The sequence below is a fragment of the Endozoicomonas atrinae genome, from assembly GCF_001647025.1.
Classification (GTDB): Bacteria; Pseudomonadota; Gammaproteobacteria; order Pseudomonadales; family Endozoicomonadaceae; genus Endozoicomonas; species Endozoicomonas atrinae.
On sequence record NZ_LUKQ02000930.1, the window covers coordinates 1 to 248 of the forward strand.

Genomic DNA, 248 nt, shown 5'->3' on the forward strand with positions numbered 1-248 from the left:
GCACGGTGCTGTTGATAGCCAGTGGTTAACGCTTTGTACAAAACCATCACGGTGATCATGGTTGTTCAATTTTATTTGAAGCTTCTTAGCAAGTGCATGAAGGTGTTGTTGTTCTGGAAGATGGTTATACCAATCGCATTTTCTAAATCCTTAAGCTGCCGCCAACTATGCTTAGGCATCATTACCATGCATTATCTAGAACAGATGTCTCGTCGACCACAGCTACCCGAAGGTTTTAATGATGTTGA

Annotated in this window: 1 protein-coding gene; it reads left to right on the forward strand. The window is 41.9% G+C overall.

Annotated features, from left to right (window positions below; all coding sequences use genetic code 11):
• Positions 1 to 33: 33 nt before the first annotated feature.
• Positions 34 to 248: hypothetical protein (locus tag AK963_RS33015; protein ID WP_139117865.1), on the forward strand; the 215-nt coding region annotated here is incomplete at its 3' end.